This is a genomic window from Planktothrix mougeotii LEGE 06226 (assembly GCF_015207485.1).
Classification (GTDB): domain Bacteria; phylum Cyanobacteriota; class Cyanobacteriia; order Cyanobacteriales; family Microcoleaceae; genus Planktothrix.
Map to the genome: position 1 here is coordinate 1 of NZ_JADEWU010000059.1, position 16,212 is coordinate 16,212.

At 38.4% G+C, this 16,212-nt stretch carries 11 protein-coding genes; 8 read left to right on the forward strand and 3 right to left on the reverse strand.

The window, feature by feature from the left end; translation table 11 throughout:
- Nucleotides 1–203: 203 nt before the first annotated feature.
- Nucleotides 204–5,945 carry an alpha-2-macroglobulin family protein gene (locus IQ236_RS20040; protein WP_193870925.1) on the reverse strand — a complete coding sequence of 1,914 codons (5,742 nt, stop codon included), beginning with the start codon at nt 5,943–5,945 and terminating at the stop codon, nt 204–206.
- 247 nt (nt 5,946–6,192) lie between these two features.
- Here IQ236_RS20040 and IQ236_RS20045 point away from each other — a divergent pair, with 247 nt between their 5' ends.
- Nucleotides 6,193–6,780 carry a Uma2 family endonuclease gene (locus IQ236_RS20045; protein WP_193870926.1) on the forward strand — a complete coding sequence of 196 codons (588 nt, stop codon included), beginning with the start codon at nt 6,193–6,195 and terminating at the stop codon, nt 6,778–6,780.
- Nucleotides 6,781–6,923: 143 nt separating this feature from the next.
- Nucleotides 6,924–7,037: a photosystem II reaction center protein PsbM gene (psbM, locus tag IQ236_RS20050; RefSeq protein WP_193870927.1), complete on the forward strand. Its 114-nt coding sequence runs from the start codon at nt 6,924–6,926 to the stop codon at nt 7,035–7,037.
- A 99-nt stretch (nt 7,038–7,136) separates the two neighbouring features.
- Here the strand turns inward: psbM and IQ236_RS20055 are convergent, their stop codons facing one another.
- Complete coding sequence (locus tag IQ236_RS20055) at nt 7,137–7,991, reverse strand: universal stress protein (protein WP_193870928.1); 855 nt, start codon at nt 7,989–7,991, stop codon at nt 7,137–7,139.
- 143 nt (nt 7,992–8,134) lie between these two features.
- On the opposite strand from IQ236_RS20055, the gene IQ236_RS20060 reads away from it, so the two are divergent.
- From IQ236_RS20060 to IQ236_RS20075, 4 genes are all read left to right on the forward strand, one after another.
- A complete protein-coding gene (locus IQ236_RS20060) occupies nt 8,135–8,605 on the forward strand; it encodes an acyl-CoA thioesterase (protein ID WP_322744268.1) in 471 nt (156 codons plus the stop codon).
- Between the two features lie 173 nt (nt 8,606–8,778).
- A complete protein-coding gene (locus IQ236_RS20065) occupies nt 8,779–9,918 on the forward strand; it encodes an ATP-binding protein (protein ID WP_193870946.1) in 1,140 nt (379 codons plus the stop codon).
- Between the two features lie 96 nt (nt 9,919–10,014).
- Nucleotides 10,015–11,709 (forward strand): DNA mismatch repair endonuclease MutL, encoded by a 1,695-nt coding sequence (gene mutL, locus IQ236_RS20070; protein ID WP_193870929.1) that lies wholly within the window; start codon nt 10,015–10,017, stop codon nt 11,707–11,709.
- A 56-nt stretch (nt 11,710–11,765) separates the two neighbouring features.
- Nucleotides 11,766–13,070 carry a TldD/PmbA family protein gene (locus tag IQ236_RS20075; protein WP_193870930.1) on the forward strand — a complete coding sequence of 435 codons (1,305 nt, stop codon included), beginning with the start codon at nt 11,766–11,768 and terminating at the stop codon, nt 13,068–13,070.
- Here the strand turns inward: IQ236_RS20075 and IQ236_RS20080 are convergent.
- On the reverse strand, nt 13,067–14,866 hold the full coding sequence (locus IQ236_RS20080; RefSeq protein ID WP_193870931.1) for a ShlB/FhaC/HecB family hemolysin secretion/activation protein: 1,800 nt from the start codon (nt 14,864–14,866) through the stop codon (nt 13,067–13,069). The genes IQ236_RS20075 and IQ236_RS20080 overlap by 4 nt on opposite strands.
- Nucleotides 14,867–15,146: 280 nt before the next feature.
- Here IQ236_RS20080 and IQ236_RS20085 point away from each other — a divergent pair, with 280 nt between their 5' ends.
- Nucleotides 15,147–15,479 (forward strand): 2Fe-2S iron-sulfur cluster-binding protein, encoded by a 333-nt coding sequence (locus tag IQ236_RS20085; RefSeq protein WP_190516771.1) that lies wholly within the window; start codon nt 15,147–15,149, stop codon nt 15,477–15,479.
- 57 nt (nt 15,480–15,536) lie between these two features.
- Nucleotides 15,537–15,974, forward strand: coding sequence for a hypothetical protein (locus tag IQ236_RS20090; protein WP_193870932.1), 438 nt, complete (start codon nt 15,537–15,539; stop codon nt 15,972–15,974).
- Nucleotides 15,975–16,212 lie beyond the last annotated feature (238 nt).

Here is a 16,212-nt window from a genome sequence, read left to right on the forward strand (position 1 = left end):
TTTCTCTCATTTCTTTCAGCAATCTTTCTTTTTGCCCTTTAGATAGATGATTTTTCGCTGGCATTTGGGACTATCTCCGTTGAAACGCTTAATTTTCTATTATACAATCAAGCTGCGTAGCAGCTTACGAATTACGAATGGGGAACAGGGAACAGGGTTTCATGATTTAGTAGAGACGTTGCATGCAACGTCTCTACAGGGGACTAAGGTTTAGAAACTAATAAAGTTGTTGATGCACTACGGCCAAATTCTTCAGGAGTATATTGTAATTGAGCTTCTGCACCGGGCCATAAATATTCTCCTGGGGTGACAGACCGAACTAAATAATGCAGTTGATAAATTCCCGGTTCCAAACGATCACTATAGGCAATAATTCGATCCTTGTAAATGGTTTGATAGTTAATTTGCCAACTACTTTTTTGAGCTTGTACTGCCAAATTACTGGTTTTAAAACTAGCATCAATGGCTTCAAATCCAGCCGGAAGGGGATCAGTAATCATCACTTGATCAATGGGATGATCCGTAATAATATCTAACCCAATATCAAACACTTGTCCAGGTTGAACTTTCAAAAGCTGTTGAGGAGAGTTTAAATCAATTGTTTGTAAGACTTTATCCTCATTAGCCGGACGAATTGTGCGGGTAATTCTTAATCCATTTAATCGTCCCGGTTGATTTCCTTCTAAACGATATCGATAGGCAACCCAATAATTTAATAAACCCTGATTAGATTGTTGTAAAATTAAATCGTTTTTGCCTTTCGGTAATTCTGACATCGGTACATTCAAACGATAACTTGAATCTTTATACCCTTTAAATTGAGTTTCTCCTAAGATTTGATTACCAAGTTGAATGGCAACATTAAAATTAGGAGGTGTGGTTTCCGTGTCTGCATAAGCAACTAAAGCTGTTAACGCTTGTGCATTATTATAACTACTTCCCCAAGTGCCATCTTGACGCAGATTCAATAAACTTTGTACCAGTTTATCAACGGTTTGAGATTGGGGATTTTGGGCGATCGCTAAACGTAATCCTTGAGATTGAATCGTTGTCGGAGAATTTAACCAACGGTAGCCTTGGGGGAAATTGAGCGTCGCAGTTCTTCCGGTGATATAGATCTGTTTTTGCACTTGCTCAAAAAGACGATTATACTCTTCTTTCCATTGAGGGAATTGGGATAAATAGCGCACTAATTTAATTTGATTAACAGCATCAAATTCCTCAAAATTTTGCAACATAGTATCTAAGAAATCACTGCGTTTTTCTCCCAGATTATCCAAAGCGATTAACGCATTTAAGCGAATTTCATTTTTACAAACGTCCTCGGTACAAAAGTCATATTTTCCAGGGTTATCAACGCCTTGGATTAAATAGGTTTTGAGGGAATTAATCACCTGAGAATCAACAGAAAACCCTGCTTTTTCAGCTTGAGATAAAGCTTCCCCCGTATAGGCAGAAAGAAGCGGATCGGAGAGTCTTGAACCCGGATAAGCTGCAATCCCACCATTTTCCTTCTGTAACGTCTTAATCTGAGCTAAAGCGGTTTTAGCGCGTTCAGATAACTGCAATTTGCTGAAATTTTGATTATATTTTTTACCCAGAATTTCCAAATTAGCAGCGATTAGCAATTCACTCACCGCAGGTTCCAGAAACGGCCATTCGTCTTGATTAAAAACTTGTTCAGCAGCAGCCGTTAATTGAGGAATTAAGGTACTCGCTAAATTAATTTCTAATCCTCCCACATCGGGAACAACTTTTTTACTAATATTCAGGGGAATGGTGATGGAATTCGTCGTGCGTCCTGACTCAATGACTTGTTCAATAACGTTAAACGGTTTAACTTCTAAAGGCACTTCAAACCCATCGAATTTGTTGTTAAATTCCGTTTTGAACTCAACTTTGGCGTTACCTGCTTGTTTGACTAAAATCGGAAAACGATAGGCATTTGTTCCCGCTTCAGCTGTAGTTTTTAAAGTTTGTTGATTGGTATTTCCCGGCGAAAATTGAATCCCGCCATTAACGGTTCCCGTAATATTTAAGTTACCTTGTTCTTCCGTTAAATTAGTAATCGATAATCCGGCTAAAATGCGATCGCCAGGACGAGCAAATTGAGGTAAAATGGGATTAGAAATTAACGCTTGAGTGGTAATAAATGTAGCATCCCCGGAACCAAATTTGAGGTTTCCATCCGTGGCGACGACCATCACTCGCCAAGTTGTTAAATCATCAGGAACCTTGAAATTAACCGTTGCTTTTCCTTGATTATCCGTAACAATTGAACCGTTATAAAAAGCTAAAGGTTGAAATTCTTTCCGAATTCGAGGATTAGCAGTTGCAGTGGATAAACCGCCTCCATAACCCCAACCTTTTGCTAACGGAGAGGCGACTTGATTTAAAATAACCGCCGGACGATTATCACTAAATCGGGTGGAAATGGGTTGATCAGCATAGACTGTTTCGATTAAATTGGGGGGACGATAACCATTAAGTTGTAAAATCGAATCATTCACCACCATTACCGTCAATTGTCCGCGAACAGGTTGATTTTTTGCATCTGTTAAAGTTAGATTTAAGGTTTGTTCAGAACTGGGTTCTAGCTTGTTTTGTTGAGGATTAACTTGGACTTTGAGATATTGATCTTCGAGATTAATATTAAACGGTGTTAACCCAATTTTAGCTAAGTTTTCTAAGCTCCCCGGTTCAAGTTCAGAAATCGGTTTTCCTTGTCGGACTAATACCGCTTCAACTGCTGCATTCGGTAACATTTCAGGAGTCACTTGAAACTTGATTTCAGGCGCACTTCCTTTGACTTTCATCACCGTTTCATACAAAGGTTTATCACGGACGACGGCAAAATATAATTCTGCTTCAGGATAGGGAGATTGAATTAACGCTGTGGCGGTTTCTCCAGGTTTATAGGTGGTTTTATTCAGTTTAATTTCTAAACGATTCTCATCTACTCCTCCCCAATCTACTAATTGATTTCCTGTCACCCAAATTTGTAAATCTGTCGCTGTAATTTCATCCTTTGTATCACTAAAATTCGCTTGAATTCGATAGGAACCTGACTCAGAGGGGGTTAAAGAAACCGTTTTTTCTTTAGCACCGGACGTTACCTCAATTTGATCAACTGTTTGATATTGGATTTGATTTTTATCCGTTTGTGCGCCTTCAACAACTCGTGTAACGCGGCTATAATCCATTTTTTGCAATTGCAAATTTACCCCAACATTTTCTAAGGGTTTTCCTTGATCATCTGTGACAATTATATCAATGGGTAAGGCTTTACCTGCTTCTCCAATAAAGGGAGTTTTTAACCCAATTAAACGATGACTCGGAAGGGCAATAAACGATTGAGAATTGGCAACAGATAAATTAGAAATATCCGTTACTTCTACATCAACGCGATAGGTCATGGGATAAGGTAAATCCTTAGCAACGGTAACGGTTTTACTTCCCCAACCTTGGTCATCTAAGGCTTGATTTTCTTGCAACACACTATCAGAAACATTCGGCTTTTCTTCCGGCCAAAACCATTGACGACCAAAGGAATAATTATCCCATCCTTTCGGACTAAAATCCGTTGCTGTCCGGGTAACATAATATTGAGCTAAACCCTCCGCAACGGGAGAACCAAACAAATATTCACTCTTAGCATTCGCCGTAATTGTTTCTCCAATTTGAGCAAATTTTTGAGTTAAATTTAGGTTTACTTTAAAATTAGGTGGTTTAAATTCAGCGACACGGAAATTCCCTAAAATTTCTACCCCATTTTGATTTTTTGCCCGAACAATATAATTTCCTAAAGGTTGATTTTCTGTTAAGGGTAATTCTACAGAAAATGTTGCAAATTCGTTGGTTTTATACTCTCCTAACGTTTGGGTTTGCTTGTTAGGATTTTCTAACGTCACGGTATAACTTTCATTTTTATTCGGTTTTAAAATTCCCTGTTCTAAGGAGTAGGCGATACCTGTTAAGGCAATTTTTTCTCCAGGTTTATAAAGTTGACGGTCGGAAAAAATTACTCCCCGTGATAAAATTTGTTGGTCTTCCCAATTGGCATAAATTCCATAACCGTAAGCTCCACTATCGGAAAAAGTTCGAGTAAATGCCCAATCTTTGCCTTCTTTAGCAATGACTAATAACGCCGGAGCTTTAGCAAATCGTTTCCCCTTCATACATTGCTGTAACTGTTGAGAATTTAACACTAACATTCCCTGTTCATCAGTCGTTCCCGTTGCACAAACTTTGGGTTGAGGATAGGATTTTGCCTCCAGTTGAGAGGGATAAATATCCACTGATACCTTCTCAGCAACGGAACCATTATCTAAGTGATGAACTCGGACTAATCCTGATTCGGGAAACCATTGAGCAAAGACTCCTAAGTTAGTTAACTGTACCAGTCCATAAAATTGAGGTTCACTCCATTTTTGTTGACCTTCTCGTTGATATTGAGTGGTTTTTGCGGTTACTCCATAAGCTAACATTCCTGTATTTCCGCCTAATTTTTCTCGTAAATTAATCGGGGTTTCTTTAATTTTATTTTTTGGGGTAGAAGCCTCAAACGTTGCCCATTTTTCTACCGGAAGCAATAGAGTTTTGCCCTCGGTTCTGGGGTAAGCACTATCGGTATAAACTAAATCTGTCGGTTGAACAACATTATAACTCGCTTGATATTGAGATTGAGGTAAATTTAACGTGGAAATATTGAGTTGTAAATCTTGTTGAGAGGGAAAAATATTGAGTCCTGAAGGGACAAAAATATCGGGGGTTAAATCTCCGGTTTTATGAGTAATAGTAACAGGTTTGCCTAATTTCTGATTAAATTGATCTTCAAGTTCTCCCCCTAGGGTAATTGTATAATTGGTTTGAGGTTCTAAAGCCCAAGGATTCAAGGTAATAATATCATTATTATCATAGGCTTGGATTAATTTAATATTGGCTTTAGGTGCAGGTTTAAGGGTTATATTTTTAAGGGCTGATTCTGCAATAATTCCATTATTAAATTGGAGTTGGGGGTTTCCGGTTACAAACCTTCCAAATGTTCCTTCTATGCTGGCTTTACCGGGAAGTTCTAAACTGATAAATTTTAAGGTATCATAGGTTTTAACTAAGCTAGAAATCTCAACTTGAGTCTCTAAATTTCCTTGCGCTGGACGTAACCCCGGTGTGATTTTAAATTGATATTGGGTAGCCGTTTGTAAGGGTTGTTTCGGCGTAACAATATATTCCCAGGGTTGAGCAGCCGGATTAAATCTAACGTTGGGTTCAATGGGGATTTTATTCTCTTCTGATTCTACCAGTTTAACCTCAACTGGAATAACTTGATTTATTTTTTGGGAAATCAGTTTTAAATGTTCTTGTAAAGAGTTTAAATCTAATTCTACGTTAGAATTAAATTTGAGTTGGGGATTTAACCCTAAAGGATTTTCTGGAGAGCCCGGTTGTTCTTTACTTCCGGGTAAATTCGATAATTTAATCGGTTCGGTGGCAAATGTCCAGGCAATATCTTGATCTAATTCATGTTGGTTTAAATCGGTTAATCCTTTTCTAAGAGTGACTTGTAAACGAGTTGCTAAAGGTAAGGCTTTATCCGCTTGAAATCCGACCATTTTCGGGGTTAAAAATCTAAATTCTCCGGGTATTTTAGGGGTAATTTCAAAGTTTTTAAGTAATTTTTTTTGTCGGGAACTGTCTAAACTTTCAACCGGAATTAAAGGATCTTTAAAAATAACATGAATTTGGCTTAATTCTGGACTATCCCCTAACGGATTAATAGTTTCAATCCAGTTAGGAAGTTGGGGTTTGGGTAAGTCAGCCACCATCGGAATCACTTCGCTAACGGGAGCATGACTGATGATGCGACATCCCACCAGCGTTAAGATAAATAGAAAAACGAAGATAAACCGCCGCCGAATTAGGCGAAATTGGGTAAAATTTCTCATCGTCTTTAATAGGTGATACTTTCCTTTGTAATAACAGATATTTCAAGTAAAATTCCAGAAAATTCCAGAAGATTTAATTTTAGTTTCTCTTTCGGGTTCAGGGGTGCAAAGTGACCGGATTATGAATTAAAAATGTTACAAAAGTTAACACGAATTAGAGATGAGTTTGTTACTTTAAGGTGTCTTTTTTAAAAAAATTATGCTATAATATCTTAATAAATTTTATAATTTTATTTACAAAATTCCTATGGAAACCAATATTCTAACTTTACCTCCCCTTTTAACATTAAAACTCGATTTAACGGCGGAACAATTTTGGCAATTGTGTCAAAACAATCAAGATTTTCAATTTGAACGCACGGCGACAGGAGAGTTAGTTATTATGCCCCCAACGGGAGGAAATACCGGGAAACGAAATGTTAAACTCATCACTCAACTAGATTTATGGAATTCTAAAACGGGTTTAGGTGAAGTGTTTGACTCAAATACGGGTTTTACCCTCCCCAATGGTGCTGACCGTTCTCCTGATGCGTCCTGGGTGAGTCGGGAACGTTGGGAAGCGTTAACTTTTGAACAACAAGAGAAATTTATCCCCTTATGTCCTGATTTTGTGGTGGAGTTAATGTCTCCCAGTGACCGTTTAGAAAAAACTCGTCAAAAAATGCAAGAATACCAAGAAAATGGGGCAAGATTAGGATGGTTAATTAATCGGAAACAGCAACAAATTGAAATCTATCGCTTGCATCAAGAGGTAGAAATTTTAGATTATCCAAACGAAATTTCAGGAGAGGATATTTTACCCGGTTTTGTGTTAGATTTAACCTGGATTTGGTAAGTTGTGCTTACCTGATTAACTCAAACGGTGGAGACAAGGGAGAGGGATTCCGAACTACGCAACCCTTAATACTATTCAAAAACGTCAATTAATGATATCCTATGTCTATTAGAATTTTCTGTTTAAGTTAAGGTAGGGCAATTATGCAAGTTAATGATCTGGGTTTTGTAGCCAGCCTTTTGTTTGTGCTAGTTCCGGCTGTTTTCCTGTTGATTCTGTATATTCAAACCCAAAGCCGCGAAGGAAAACAAGGTTAATTTCGGTTTTCCTAAATTTGGGTTGAATTTTCATTCAAAAAAGCGCCCTCAGACTGTTACTGTGGCGCTTTTTTCTAATAGAGGTTGATTCAGAATAAATTATGCGCTGGTTGTCCGGGTTAATAACACAGGACAACTTGCATAAACTCGAACATAATCTGATAGGGAAGCTCCTAACAATCGGTCTAAGTCAATGAAACTCTTCGCTACGCTGGGGCGACGGTCTGGGGAACCCAACATCACTAAATCAGCATTCGCTTCTTCAGCAACACGACATAATTCTGGGCCCGGTTTACCAATGCCACTGACACAACGGTAGCTAATTCCCATGCGTTTTGCTTCTTCAATTGCAGGGGCTAAAATCGGGTCTCTTTCGGCATTCATACTGAAATCTTCGCTCGATTTCCCCGATAAATCTTTATTAATATGGACTAAAATCAGTTGAGCACCTGGAAGATCTTTAGTAAAGGAAATCGCCAACTGCAAACACTGTTTAGAGGATTCAGAAGCGTCCACCGCTACCATAATTTTGCGGAGTTTTTTGACATAAGTATCGTCCTTAACTAATAGCATCGGACGACTGGTTAATTGAAACACATATTGACTAACGGAGTTTTCCAGGATGGCTTGAATGCGTCCCAGACCCCGTGAACCCATAATAATTAAATCCGCATCTTCCTCATCAGCCACTTGACAGACAATATCTTTAGGATCACCTTGTTTCAGTTGAGGAGTAATTTGTTTAGAGTCAAGGTGAATTGATTTAACAGCCTCCGCCAGAATTTTTCCCCCCTCCTCTAACTTTTCTGACATGGTATCTGAACTGACTTGCGGTGGAACAACGTGCAGAACCGTAACTGATGCTTTTTGGAAGGAGGGGATATCCAACAGCATATTCAGCATTTCTTCGCACAATCCCCGACCTGCAACAGCAACTAGAATTTTGTTTATCATCTGTATTTCCTTCGGATTAAAATAAATGATTTGTCAGTGGTCAGATTTGATCCGACTCGGATTAAAAAGGTTCTATACCTAGAATAAACCTGACTGTTGACAGATAATTTGTAGAAATGTTGCGTTCTTAATCTATTTGTAACGTGTTTGAAACAAATCCTTTCCCTCAGTCGGGGCCCTCAACGGATACCGCTTCCGAAAAGCCTTGGTTTGACTATATTGTGCGAGTTTTCCCCCACCATACCGACTATGGCGGAATTGTTTGGCATGGAACTTATCTGTCTTGGTTGGAAGAAGCGCGGGTAGAACGGTTACGTTTGACCGGATTGGAGTATCATACCTTAGTAGAAATCGGGTGCGAATTGCCGGTTGTGTATCTCAATATTCGTTATCATCAACCCGTGAAAATGGGCATGGAGATTGTTGTTAAAAGTCGAATCCTACCGACAAAAGGCGTGCGCTTGCCCTGGGAATATCGGATTGAATCTTTAGACGGTCAATACCTTTATCTTACGGCTCAAGTAACTTTAGTGCCCATAGACCGACAAACCGGAAAAATTATGCGTTGTCTACCTCCAGTGTTACAAGCATCTTTAGCTCAATTGCTGGATTAACTCAAGCTATAATTTAGTCATGATATTGAGTCCTCGTTTTTTGATCCCCAAAACCTAATCCAATCCTACCTTTGAAATCCCTCTTTTCTCAGCTATCAAGCCCTTTCTCTTCCCCTGTTTAACGCGACAAGAGCGGATCACTCCTATCTTGCATGACAACCCGGTATTTTGAAATGGATCTAGTCTCCCATCGATTTATTAGTTATTTTGATGCTCCAGAAGCTCAACAACTTTGTGATCTTGCCGTTGTTGAAAAATTTACAGACCAATCTATTATTTTTGAAGAAGGGGAAGACCCTAGTTTTTTATACTTAGTTTTAGAAGGTCAAGTTGAGTTTAAAAAACAAGCTTCCTTCAATCAATATCAAACCGTTGCTGTCGCTAAAGCCAATGACTTTTTTGGAGAATTTGGGGTTTTAGATGGACAACCTCGCAGTGCTAGAGCAATGGCGGCTGGAAAAATCAAATTAGCCAAAATTTCCCGACCTCACTTGATGGAAATTTTAAGCAATGCTAAGGGTAAAGTTATTCTAAATTTATTTAGTTATATTATTCACCATTTGCGAGTGACCACTAATCAATATGTTAATCAGTTGGTTCGGAAAGAAAAAATGGAATTAGTCGGGGAAATGGTAAATACTATTTTGCATGACTTTAGAAGTCCTTTTACCGGAATTCAGTTATCCAGTGCCATGTTGAAGGAAATGCACCCCGATGAAGAAACGGAAGAATGGTGTGATTTAATTTCGATGCAAATTCAACGAATGTTAGGCATGGCGGAGGAAGTTTTAGAATTTGCTAAAGGCAGCACGGTCTTGTATCGCCGCCCCGTTTATGTTGCTAAAATGTTGGAACATTTTGAGAAATTAAATCGAGTCTATTTTCAATCCACTCAAGTTGAGTTTTCTGTAAATGCCGATGATGATTGTATTATTTATGTTGATGAAAATAAATTGATTCGAGTCTTTCAAAATTTAGTGGGGAATGCGGTAGAAGCCTTTGAAAAACCAGGGGGAAAAATTGTGATCACCACCTCAAAAACTCCAGGCTGGGTTACAATTGCCATTGCGGATAATGGCCCTGGAATTCCTGAAGCGATTCGAGAGCATTTATTTGATGCTTTTGTCACCTATGGAAAACGCAGTGGGACGGGATTAGGAACAGCAATTGCTAAATCAATTATTGATGCTCATGGCGGTAAAATCGAGTTTAAATCGATTGCTCACGAAGGCACGACCTTTTATATTCTATTGCCAGAAACCCAACCCCAAGAAATGCTAGAAGAAGTTGCTGAAGAAGTCAAATTAAACTAAAATTAAGTTTTAACCCTGAGATCAAGATGGGAACTGTAGGGAAAGAATAAACTCGATCTCTACAGCATTTTAACGTTAAACTTAACTTTTTTTCCTTTGAATTTAATTCGTGTACTCCCCCAAGATGTTGTTTATTTAATCGCGGCTAGTGAAGTTATTGATTCCTTAGCTGCTGTTGTTCGAGAATTAGTTGAAAATGCCTTAGATGCTCAAGCAACTCGGATTACAATCTCTGTATGGCCGGAATTGTGGCGGGTACAAGTGGCGGATAATGGGTTAGGAATGGATTTAGCCAATTTAAAACAAGCTGCCACCGCCCATAGTACCAGTAAAATTAATACTATTACTGATTTATTTCAAATTAAAAGTTTAGGATTTCGCGGAGAAGCGTTACATAGTTTAGCGCAATTATCGAATTTAGAAATTATTAGTCGTCCGAGTTCTCCTTCTATTTCGAGTCCGGGTTGGCGAGTTCATTATAATCAGCAAGGAGAAGCAATTAAAACCGAAACGATTGCTGTTGCATCGGGAACCGTTGTTACTGTTTCTAATTTATTTGAAAATTGGCAAACTCGTCGTCAATCTTTACCGTCTTCGGCTCAACAATTGCGAGGGATTCAGTTAATAATTCAGCAAATTGCCTTATGTCATCCCCAAGTCACTTGGCAACTTCGTCAAGGCAATACTCCTTGGTTTCAAATTAGTCCGGGAGTCAATGCTCAACAGATTTTACCTCAAATTATTAAAAATATTCGGTTGAGTGATTTATATTATTTGAAAATTCCTCAAAATTCTGATAATATTAATAAAGAAACTATTGAATTAATATTAGGATTACCCGACCGATGCCATCGTCGTAAACCCGATTGGGTTAAGGTTGCTATTAATGGCCGAATGGTGCGATCACCTGAATTAGAACAAACCTTATTAACAGCCTTGGCGCGAACTTGTCCCCGCGATCGCTATCCCATTTGTTTTGTTCATGTTCACCTTTCTCCTGACCAAATAGACTGGAATCGTAACCCGGATAAAAGTGAAATTTATTTTCAAAACTTAAACTTATTACAAGGACAAATTAGTCAAGGAATTGATCAAGCTTTACGGTTAAATTTTGATCGAATTTCTTTGCCTCAAAATCGAATTGATCAGTTAATCAAAGTTTCAGAAGAAAAGGGAAAGTATCAGGTTAATTCTTCGATAGAATCTAATTTAGAAGAATCTGCAATTTCCTCTCATAATGAATTAGGGATGATCGAAATTAAAGCGATCGCCCAAGTTCTGAATACTTATATTATTGCAGAACATTCTAGCGGATTATGGTTAATTGAACAACATATTGCCCATGAACGGGTTTTATATGAACAAATTTGTGATCAATGGCGATTAGTTGCTCTCGAACCTGGTATTATTTTACAATCTCTGTCAACAGCACAATTAGAACAAATGCAGCGTTTAGGATTAGAAATTGATCCGTTTGGCGAGGGGGTTTGGGTGGTTAGAAATGCACCGGAATTATTAGCAAAACGCAGTGATTGTTCAGAAGCTTTATTAGAATTAAGTTTAGGCGGAGATTTACAAGCCGCCCAAGTCGCAACAGCCTGTCGCAGTGCGATTAAAAATGGAACATCTCTGAGTTTAACCCAAATGCAAACTTTATTAGATCAATGGATCAAAACTCGAAACCCCCGCACTTGTCCCCATGGTCGCCCGATTGTTTTACAATTAGAAGAATCCTCCCTATCCCGGTTTTTCCGTCGTCATTGGGTGATTGGAAAAAGTCATGGAATTTAAGGGATTTTTCCTGATATTATTATATAATAAAAATCATCTATTTATAACAATTTCCAATGGTAAATCCTATTCTCGATCAAATCTTACAACTCGCCACTCAAAAAGCAGATGCTGTTGAGGTTTATTATCTGTCGAGTCAGAATACTCCTATTGAGTTTGAAAATAATCGCCTCAAGTCCCTACAAACAAAAGCAAGACAAGGAGTAGCATTACGACTCATTCACCAAGGTAAATTAGGATTTGCTAGTTCAACGGATTTAACCCGTTTAGAAGATTTAGTCGAAGCCGCCTTACAAACTTCAGAAATTGGAGCCCCGGCTGATTTTGAATTTGCGGCGGATCTCCATTTATCTTCCCCGACTTCTTCCTTTATTCCTCCCGCCACTCAAGAATTAGTTGAAATTGGAAAAAACCTAATTGAACAGGTACTCAATTATAATCCTGAAATCTTAGTGAGTGTGGGATTTAATATTTCTCGTCAACAAATCCAAATTGCCACAAATCAGGATGTTTATGCCGAACGTTCTAGCCAGTTATTCAGTGCTTCCTTATCGGGAAATTTAGTGAAAGGAGAAGATTTTTTAGAAATTGGCTGTTATGATGTTGCCAGCGATCGCCCTTTACAAACTGACCGCTTACTCCAAGACTTAATCCAAAAATATCGCCTAGCCGAACAAAAAGCCACAATTCAAAGTGGAACTTTCCCCATCTTTTTTACCCCTCAAGCAGTTGCGAGAATATTTGGGGGATTATTTAGAACAATTTTATCCGGTCAAACCATTGTTCAAAAATCTTCCCCCTTAGTTGATAAAGTCGGAGAAACTTTATTTGATTCTCGCTTAAGTTTATATGAAGACCCCAATTTCGGCCCCTCCCCTTGTTCTTTTGACGATGAAGGAACTCCAACCACCGCCAAACAATTGATTGATCACGGAACAATTAATCAATTTTACTGGGATCGACAATGGGGAAGTAAGTATCAAATTTCATCCACCGGAAATGGCTTTCGAGGGGGGTTATCTCGTCCCAGTCCATCCTTAGTTAATTTATGTCTTGAACCCGGACAAACCTCAACCGAAGACTTAATTGCTAGTATTGATCAAGGCTTAATTGTAGATCAAGTTTTAGGGGCAGGTCAATCCAATCAACTCGCCGGAGAATTTTCTGTTAACCTTGATTTAGGTTATAAAGTTGAACACGGTAAAATTGTCGGACGGGTAAAAAATACAATGGTAGCGGGGAATATTTTTGAAGCCTTTAAACAGTTAGTGGATTTAGGAAATCAACCGGAATGGGTGGGAAGTAGTTCCTATGTTCCGGGTTTATTATTTGAACAGTTAGGAGTTGCAGCTAAACATTAAAAAAGCCGCCAATTTAATAAAAAATAAATTCCTTGTTCCTGTAACGTGCGATCGCCAGACTCTGTTTGAATTAAGGGAATTCCCCAGTCAATTCGTGCAGTTAAGCGATCGCTATATTTCCACCTTAATCCTAACCCGACGGACAATAATGTGCGATCAGGTAACTCCAATTCTCCCGGTGCATTCCAAGCTTGACCAAAATCTATAAAAGGGGTGAGTTGTAAGACTCCCTCACCATTTTTGGTGCGAACTAGGGGATAACGCAATTCTGCGGAAGCAAAAATCACATTATCCCGTAACAACACATCCTGACGATAGCCGCGCACACTTTCCATTCCTCCCAGTCCCATTTGTTCTAAAGGAAGTAATTCTTGGTTCGTCAGTTGCACATCAGACCGCAATAAAAACACAGTATCGGGTGCTAACAACCGCACCCACTGCACCTGACCTCGCCAAGCAAAATATTGACTATCCGGTTGATCTGGACTCAACGTTGCATCCAAGAGTCCGACGCCAAAACTCAATTGCGATCGCACCGCAAACACCTGTTTTGGCCCTTGATAGGTATATTCTTGAGAAAAGCGAAAAATCGAAAGTCGCGTTTTCCCGTCCTCCTCTGCACCCCTGGACAAAGGAAAACCCACCCCTAAAATACTGGTATCACTTTCCCGACGACCAAAGGTCAACCCTAATGCGAATTCTTCTGTGGGGGTTTGAATAATGGGTTGACGAACGCGGAATTCATAATTAACACTATTAGCTTTAATATCTAAATCGTTAAACGGAGGTTCCACAATGCGACTATTAGTATAGTTAAAATAAAAGCCTAATGTCGTATTGCGAGAGGTAACGGGAAAGGTATACAACGTATCGACAATATTACTCCCTTGAGTATTACTATAGGACAACTCTAAGCGATCGCCTTGTCCTAATAAATTCCCTTCACTGACTTCAATTCCCCGTTCCCATGATCCGACCGTCGGAGAGCGATTATTATCGGTAAATAAATTAACATTAAAGGTGTTTGCCGTTTCAAACGTAACATTCAGAATACTTTCGCCTGGATTAATTCCGGTTGCTAATTCCGCCGAAATCCTTTCCACAACCGGATCAAGTTGCAGTAATTGTAAAGCTTGTAAAAGGTGTTTTTGATTAAAGGGTTTACGAGTTACTAATTCCAACCGACTTTTAACATAGTTAGGATTTAATCGCCCTTTTCCTTCAATATTAATGGCGGTAATTCTTCCTTCTAAAACCGAAAGGGTCACGGTTCCATTGGTTAAGGTTTGGGGCGGAATTAATGCACCGGACGTAATATAACCCTGAGAAATATAAAAATTTGTCACCGCAGAACGCGCCTGCAATAACTCGGTAAAGGTAATGGGATGACCCACAAAGGGTTTAGTGATTTCCGCTAATTGTTGATCACTAAAAACCGTATTTCCTTCAAATTCAAACCGTTCAATTGTAATGGTATTCAAACTCTCAGGAATTTGTTCTGAGGGGATTGGGGTAGGAACTGACGGAGAAAGCAAGGGTTCTAATGGAGGGGAAGGAGAAGGAAGTTGAGGTTCTAGGGGTGAGGGTTGAGGGGGAATTGGGATAATTGATCCGTCGTGGGGTAAAGATTCAGGACGTTGATCTGTTAGAGGAGGACTCACCTGAGCTAAGGCAGAATTGATCTGTAAAAATAGGATAAAAAATGGAGAATAGGCAGGAAAAAAACGGAGTTTAATATTAAGTTTTAAAGAATTAAACCCCAGGTTTTTAATATTAAAAAGTTGTAAAAAATACATAAAAAATATAGAAATCTGGTTTTACTAGAGTCTTAGGAGTTAAGGAATCCAGAAATTGAAAATAGTCCAGAGCATGAAGATTTCATCAACCTCCAGAGCCTTTATTCTTCTATTGATTTCTTTCTTCAAGTCAGCCAATCTAAATCCTGATTATTAGCCATTTTAACTTTTGCAACAAATTGATATCAAGATTAGAGATCTTGGGTCTAAAGTGTCTCCTTCTTCTTTTATAATTAAAAATTAGGCTACTCCTGAACAGCAATTGAGTCAAATTTTTACAATGACGGTTTATCAAGTCCGCTTAATTAACGAAGCTCAAGGTTTAGATTGCACCATTCCGGTTCCTGATGATCAGTATATTCTCGATATTGCAAAAGACAATGGTATTCGTCTACCATCAGGATGTGAGCAAGGAGATTGTTCAGTTTGTGTTGCTAAACTCCTAAACGGTCAAGTTGATCAAAGTGAACAAAAATTTCTCCGGCCTGCGGAAATCGCGATGGGGTATACTGTAACCTGTGTTGCTTATCCTCGTTCAGATTGTACCCTCTATACCCATCAAGAACAAGTTTTATATCAATCTTCTCTTTATTATCAACCTAATTCAGATTGATATTTATCCCTGGATTCATCTAAACTCGCCGTCAAAACTTAACTTTTTATTCTTAATATGGATCGTTTTTTATACGAAAAATCTATTTCTTATCAAGGGCATTTAATTATTCCCTTTGTTCGAGTGACGGTGAGTGATAGAAAAATTTATTCTTATATGTTATTATCCCAACTGGGACATAAAGGAAAATTTCACAAGTCTGAAAATCCGGCTGATCTCTATTGTAGTCAACTGGAAAAAATTATCGAAATTGCTCAGGATCATTTAGATCACCATTCAGATATTCTTCCTAAAGAAGATTATTTTCACTGTCGATATACCTATCAAAATGATTTAATTATCATTTATCAAGAAGCGGAAAAATACTTTTACGATCATTACAAACCTTATAGTTTAAATAATATTGCAGCGCCTAAACTGTTCCTTTCACAACAAGACTGTATTAATTGGGTTAAAGCCGGATTAGATCGTTCTGGGACAGTCACCGAACCTTGAAAAACTCTTGTACATTAACTAATGATTTGTTATCTTAACATTTTTTTAATGGTACCAGAACCCCCAGAATTCTGTCAAGCAAATCAGAATTATTCTCAATAAAAAATCAGGATTTCCTCAAATCCATCAAAATTTTAAAACAAACTCGATTATTGTAATAATCAAAATTTATATATGAAACATCCCATCATTCAGAAATTAAGTTGGATCTTTCTTGATATTAATCTGTTATATTGAT

Bases quoted from the DNA above. Each gene is read 5' to 3' on its own strand.
- IQ236_RS20085 (WP_190516771.1), top strand. From the start codon at position 15,147: ATGACGGTTTATCAAGTCCGCTTAATTAACGAAGCTCAAGGTTTAGAT.
- IQ236_RS20080 (WP_193870931.1), bottom strand. From the start codon at position 14,866: ATGTATTTTTTACAACTTTTTAATATTAAAAACCTGGGGTTTAATTCT.
- IQ236_RS20040 (WP_193870925.1), bottom strand. From the start codon at position 5,945: ATGAGAAATTTTACCCAATTTCGCCTAATTCGGCGGCGGTTTATCTTC.
- IQ236_RS20055 (WP_193870928.1), bottom strand. From the start codon at position 7,991: ATGATAAACAAAATTCTAGTTGCTGTTGCAGGTCGGGGATTGTGCGAA.
- IQ236_RS20090 (WP_193870932.1), top strand. From the start codon at position 15,537: ATGGATCGTTTTTTATACGAAAAATCTATTTCTTATCAAGGGCATTTA.
- psbM (WP_193870927.1), top strand. From the start codon at position 6,924: ATGCAAGTTAATGATCTGGGTTTTGTAGCCAGCCTTTTGTTTGTGCTA.
- IQ236_RS20075 (WP_193870930.1), top strand. From the start codon at position 11,766: ATGGTAAATCCTATTCTCGATCAAATCTTACAACTCGCCACTCAAAAA.
- IQ236_RS20045 (WP_193870926.1), top strand. From the start codon at position 6,193: ATGGAAACCAATATTCTAACTTTACCTCCCCTTTTAACATTAAAACTC.
- IQ236_RS20065 (WP_193870946.1), top strand. From the start codon at position 8,779: ATGGATCTAGTCTCCCATCGATTTATTAGTTATTTTGATGCTCCAGAA.